Annotated in this window: 4 protein-coding genes; 1 reads left to right on the top strand and 3 read right to left on the bottom strand. The window is 46.4% G+C overall.

The genetic code is table 11. From position 1 onward, the window contains the following. The 3 genes from KQI83_RS11280 to KQI83_RS11270 all read right to left on the bottom strand — a co-directional run. Positions 1-2,059, bottom strand: a 2,059-nt coding sequence (locus KQI83_RS11280; RefSeq protein ID WP_216557939.1) for a thioester domain-containing protein, incomplete at its 3' end; no start/stop codon positions are given. 193 nt (positions 2,060-2,252) lie between these two features. Further along, on the bottom strand, positions 2,253-3,197 hold the full coding sequence (locus KQI83_RS11275; RefSeq protein ID WP_216557936.1) for a ParB/RepB/Spo0J family partition protein: 945 nt from the start codon (positions 3,195-3,197) through the stop codon (positions 2,253-2,255). Further along, positions 3,154-3,978, bottom strand: a complete 825-nt coding sequence (locus KQI83_RS11270; RefSeq protein WP_216557942.1) for a ParA family protein — start codon at positions 3,976-3,978, stop codon at positions 3,154-3,156. The genes KQI83_RS11275 and KQI83_RS11270 overlap by 44 nt, the downstream gene beginning before the upstream one ends. A 567-nt stretch (positions 3,979-4,545) precedes the next feature. On the opposite strand from KQI83_RS11270, the gene KQI83_RS11265 reads away from it, so the two are divergent. Further along, complete coding sequence (locus KQI83_RS11265; protein ID WP_216557933.1) at positions 4,546-5,589, top strand: IS30 family transposase; 1,044 nt, start codon at positions 4,546-4,548, stop codon at positions 5,587-5,589. The last annotated feature ends 189 nt before the right edge of the window (positions 5,590-5,778 follow it).

The following is a 5,778-nucleotide window of genomic DNA, read 5'->3' as shown; positions in this document are numbered from 1 at the left end:
AGATGTGTATAAGAGACAGGTCGCAAACATACACATCGAAATCATCGACATAGTGACGACCTTCCCATCCGTAGGTCTGATGCACGGTGTAAGTGCCATAGGGCAGCTTTTTGGATTTTGCGTAGCCTTTTTCGTCGCAGACAAGGGTGTCACGGACGCTTTCGTGTGCGTTGTCAAAACTCCCTGCGCTTTTGAGAAAGAGTTGAAACGTAGCTCCTTCTTCGGGCGTTTCGATTTTGGTCTGTCCCTGATCCGTATGCTTAACGATTTCAATATCGCCCTTGATAACGTCCTCGTTTACGCTGAGAACGCATTTGTTGTGTTCGATGGTGTATTTCTTGGCTTCTGCGCCGACAGGATAGACGGTCTTATCGAGCTGATAGCCCTCGGACGGCTCAATCTCTCTGATAGTCCAATTATCACCGCAGACATATTCCTTTGTGGTAAATTTACCGTCTTTGTCAGTGGTGTAGGTATCAATCAGCTTATCGCCGTCATAGATGCCGTACTTTGCTCCTGCAAGGGAAGCGTCGCCCTGCGGCTTCTTTGTTTCGGAATCGACCTTTGCAACCTCAACGATAAACTTTTTGAGGGTGTTGGTGAATTCTCTCTTTGCAACCTTATCCCAAGTGATAGGTGTGGTCTGGGACTTCGGAACAACGTAACGAGTAGCGGTATCTACTTCTTCAAGAGTGTAGGGCTTATCGCCGCTTACAAGGATATTCTTGAAGTTGGCTACGCCGTTCTTGTCGGTGGTAGCGTATTCGTCAACTTTTGCGCCTGAGAGTGATGTGCCGTAAAGGTGGAATTTAACACCCTCGTTGAAATTATCCTCCGAGGTCTTTACAACCTCAAGGTCGCCACGCTTCAGAATATTGCTGAATTTCACGGTGGCGGTCTTGCCGCTTTCTACCTTAACGGTCTGCGCTTTCTGATCCTCATATCTTTCCTCAGTGACCTCAGTTACGGTATATGTGCCGACCTTGAGGTCGTCAATCTGAAATTCGCCCTTTGCGTTGGTGGTAACGGTCTTGCTGTAATTGTCAGCACCCGTAATCTTGAATTTTACGCCGTCAACCTTTCCGTCATCGGAGGTCTTGACGATTTTGAGCGAGCCTGCCGAAGTCTTAACAGCGAAATACGCTGTCTTGGTTTCGGTATCGGACTGAACGCCCGTTACAACGTCCTGCTTTGAGGAGCTGCCGCAAGCGACAAGGGTTGTCGTGACATTGGGCATTTTCTTCGTTGCGCTGAATACAAGAGCGTTGGGAATCGCCTTCGTTGAGGTCAGAGTAATACTGTTACCCGAAACGGAAACAGACACATCGCCTGTCTTTTTGAAGGTGTAATCGGATAAGATTTTGTTGCTGTCAGTAAGGGTAAGAGTGTACTTGCCGTCACTGTATTTCAGCTCCTTGACGCTGTTCTTTGCCTTTGCCTGAGTATCGTAGGAAAAGCTCGGAATGACATTGTAGTCGTTCAGCTTGGCAATAATCTTGTTGTAATTGGTCTTTACATTCGGATTGTGGTCGCCTGCGGTGATACCGTCAATAAACTTGGAATTGCTGAGCTTGAACGTAGAAGCGTCACGACAGCCTGTGCAGAATTCCCATACAACAAGCTGGGTTGCAATCCACTTCTGTCCGTCAGTACCGACAAGGCTGGAGCTGCTGCCTGACTTTCCGAAAAGAAGGGCGAGATTGACCGCCTTCTTCTGAGCCTTGCTGAGTGCGTTCCACGCAGCCGAAGCGTCGGATGTCAGGGTGTTGCCTGAATAGAGCGAGTGTCCCGGCTCAATGCAATATGCGTCTTTGCCGTCTGCATAGATGCGGCAGAGTTCCTCGCCGACAGTTCCGACGGTATAGCCGCCGTGTTCGGTGTACTTTACGAATGAGATGATATTGCCGCCTGTGTCGTAGCAGTAGTCAAAGGTCACAGTGACCTCTTTTCCGGCAGCACTGGCGGTGGGAATAATGAAAATTGAAGAAACGACAGCTACAACGGCTAAAAGGATCGCCGTAACACGCTTGGCGTTTCTCTTGTTGAAAACTTTTGTCATTGGTTTACCTCCATAAGTTTTGAATTGAAATTGTGTGTTTGAATCGGTTTGCCTGCACTTTTAAGAAAGATATTGTTTATGAGATAGAGTATATTTAAGAGATAGTTAATATCTTTCTTTTCGGTTAGTACAGGTAGTCTTAGGGGTTAGAGTGTGAGAAAGGGGAAAGTCAAAAAAATAAGTTTTGCACTTCCTACCTGCTGTCACGCTCTGAACGGTGGCGCAGATACTTGGCGTAATGCTCCAGAGCCTTACACACATAGTCCTCCGTGTCCTTCAACTGAACATTCTTCGGAATAAGGCTTCGTACTCTGTCACCACGCAGCACAATACGCTCACGCTGGTTGGGCTTTTCTTCCGACATAATCGCTTCAACAGCTTCCGCCGTCAGCTTGCCGCTATCAAACATTTTCCTCATTCGGATTGTTTGGTCGTGCGACGGTGTGCAGTCGTTAATGTCAATCTGCTCGACAACATCACGCTGACTATCCTCGTCGAGATATGACAGCTCAACGGCAGGACGCATTTTGATTCTGCCCTCGTCCACAAGCTCTAAAAGTTCGGGAACAAGGTTTGTTAAACGGATATATCGGTGAATTTGATTGCGGCTGTCGCCTGATTCCTGACTTATTACATCAAGACTTTGTTTTCCACTTAACTTAATCCCCAGTGGGGATGAAGTTAAATCTGTGCGCTCTCCTTGACGTTTAATGGCTTCATTTCTCATTTTGTAAGCAAAGGCTTTCTCGCTGGGAAGGATTGTTGTACGCTGAAAATTACTCTCAACCATATATACAACCGCTTCGTCACGGGTTAAGTCCTTAATCTCACTCCTGAGAGTAGTAAGCCCTGCAAGCTCACAAGCTCGCTTTCTGCGGTGACCGCTTACAAGCTCATATCGCCCGTCCTCTTTCTGACGGAGAACGGCAGGCGTTAAAACGCCGTTGGTCTTGATGCTCTCGACAAGCTGTACCATATCCTCGTCATCTCTAACGTGAAACGGGTGGTCGGGAAAGTCATCAATCAAGTCAAGGGGAATATCCCTTATCTTTTCAAGCCTTGCGTCGTCCCGTTCCTCCTGCGTGGAGAAAAGGTCATCGAGCGTTGGCAGAGCGAAGTCGCTCTTTCTGTCTGCCACTTGCAAGCACCTCCTTTGTGAAATCAGCGTATGCCTGTGCTGCCTTGCTGTTTGGCTCATAGGCGTAAATACTCTTTCCTTTGGACGATACCTCGGCGGCTTTTACCGCAACGGGGATTTTGGATTTGTAAATCCTGATAACGCTACCAAAGTTTTCACGAATTGCGTCCATCGTGCTTTTAGCAAGGTTTGTCCTGTTATCAACGATTGTCAGTAAAATGCCGTCAATCGCCAAATTAGGATTGGTGTGCGCCTTTACCTTTGATACTGTCCGAAGAAGCTGTGTCATAGCCCTTGCAGGCAAATACTGTGCCTGAACAGGAATAACAACGCTGTCGGCAGCCGTCAAAGCGTTTAAGGTCAACATACCGAGTGAAGGTCTGCAATCAATAAGGATATAGTCGTAGTTCGGCTTCACCTTGTTCAGATAGTTCTTCAAGATGTTCTCACGGCTCATAGCCGTCACAAGGTACATCTCCAGCGCTTCCAAATCCGTATTGGAAGGAATGAGGTCTACGCCTTCTTCGTGGTGGAGAATACCGCTTTTTACATCTGTGCTATCGTCACGGATAATCTCGTGCATTTTGGTAGCGAGGGTAACAGGGATTTCATCGACACGCTGCCAACCAAGACAGGTTGTTAAGTCGCCCTGTGGATCACAGTCAACGAGGAGTACCTTTTTACCTTGCTTTGCCAAGCCAATGCCCAAGTTCATTGTGGTTGTCGTTTTTCCGACACCGCCCTTCTGATTGCAAATAGCAATAGTTTTGCAGTTTGGCATTCGTTTTCCTCCTTTCAAATGGTTTAATAGCTGTCCTGCAAAAACAGCTATGTAACTTTTCCGCTTATTTGTCCTCGACACCCCAGCGGATAGATAAATCTATATGGGAAGTTCTTCAAGCGCCTGACTGCTATCAGGCTCATAGGAATCTCACCTCTGCCGGGTACTCCGCCAGCTCCGTAGAGAAGTATCATTATCGCTTGTGCAGGTCGTCGCCATATCGGGAGCAGCCCGATACTCACAGACGGAATTAGCGCTCGCTCCTGAAAGGAGGTCGTGGCGTACCGCTGAGGTAGCTTCGCATTTCTGCTTACACAAGTAACGTACTTGAAGAAATGATATTCAGTTGTCAAAGTTCGTGAAAAGGTCTTTTCCGATGGCTCGGAAACAACCCTCTCACTTGTACCCACTGGGAGAGGTCATTTTTGAAGTAAGATTTTGAAAATTTTTTAAAAAAATTTAAAGGCGCATTGTAAAATGAAGTTGCAACAATAAAATAAAAGAGTCCACAGTGACGATTCTGTAGTAGAATTGAGTTTGCGGAACCAATTCGAAAGGATCATCACTATGGACAATCCAAATTGTAACACAGAACACAAGAAATATCAACACATCACATCAGAGGAACGACATGAAATAGAAGTTCGTCTGAAAGACAAGTGGACAATATATGCGATCGCCAAGCATTTGGGCAGACCATACAACACCATAAAGAACGAAGTCAAGCGCGGAACAGTTATGCTTTACGATGGAAAGGTCGCAAGATACAAAGCCGATGTAGCCAAAGAAGTATATCTCGAAAACCGACAAAACAGTCGGCGTAATTATCACACATTAGATGTAGTCGGCTTTCTCAGATATGTAGAAAAGCATTTCAAGGAAGACAAGTGGTCACTGGACGCCTGTGTGGGGTATGCCAAAGCCAATCATCTATACAAAGATGATGAAATGGTATGTACCAAAACGCTGTATAACTATGTGGATCTGGGCTTGCTCGAAATCAAGAATATCGATTTACCTGAGAAGCTATCGAGAAAGACAAAATCTAAGAAAAGCCGCGAAAACAAGCGAAAACTCGGCAACAGTATTGAGCAGCGTCCCGATTCTGTAAATACCAGAGAAGAGTTTGGTCACTGGGAGATCGACAGCGTCATCGGCAGAAAAGTTGAAGGCGAATCTCAGGTGATGACCTTGGTAGAAAGAAAGCGAAGGAAGTCTATTTGGCTCAAGGTAAAAGATCACTCAGCTGAGGCGATTGATGAAGCCTTAGTCGGTCTCATTGAGCACTTCGGAGATAAATACAACGAGGTGTTCAAAAGCATAACCGGAGATAACGGTTCTGAATTTGCCAACCTCTCTCAGGTGGAAGCTAAAGGGATAGCCGTCTATTTCACTCATCCGTATTCTTCCTACGAAAAGGGAACTAATGAGTGCCACAACAAGATGCTGCGAAGATTCATCCCTAAAGGAAAGAGCATAGATGACTACAGCGCCGACGATATTCTCTACTTCGCTGACATAATCAACAATCTACCCCGAAAGATTCTGGGGTACCATACACCGGAGGAACTGTTCGAGCAGGAGCTCGATCGAATATACGCTGCCGCGTGAGCCGCGCCGCCGCGCGAGTTTTCCTCGCTCGTCGCTACGCTCCTTCCTCAGAAAACTCGAGGCAATCTACTACAGACTTAAGAATTGTTGCAACTTGCTATTGCAATTTGCGAAAAAGATTTTTTCGCATAAAAACTGTACAGTTTTGAACCCACGAACAAAATTGATTCACTACCGATAGCACTTGCC

Source organism: Roseburia sp. MSJ-14, from assembly GCF_018918225.1.
Taxonomy (GTDB): Bacteria; Bacillota; Clostridia; order Lachnospirales; family Lachnospiraceae; genus Petralouisia.
The sequence above is the reverse complement of the archived record's forward strand: the minus strand, read 5'-3'. Positions and strand labels throughout refer to the sequence as shown.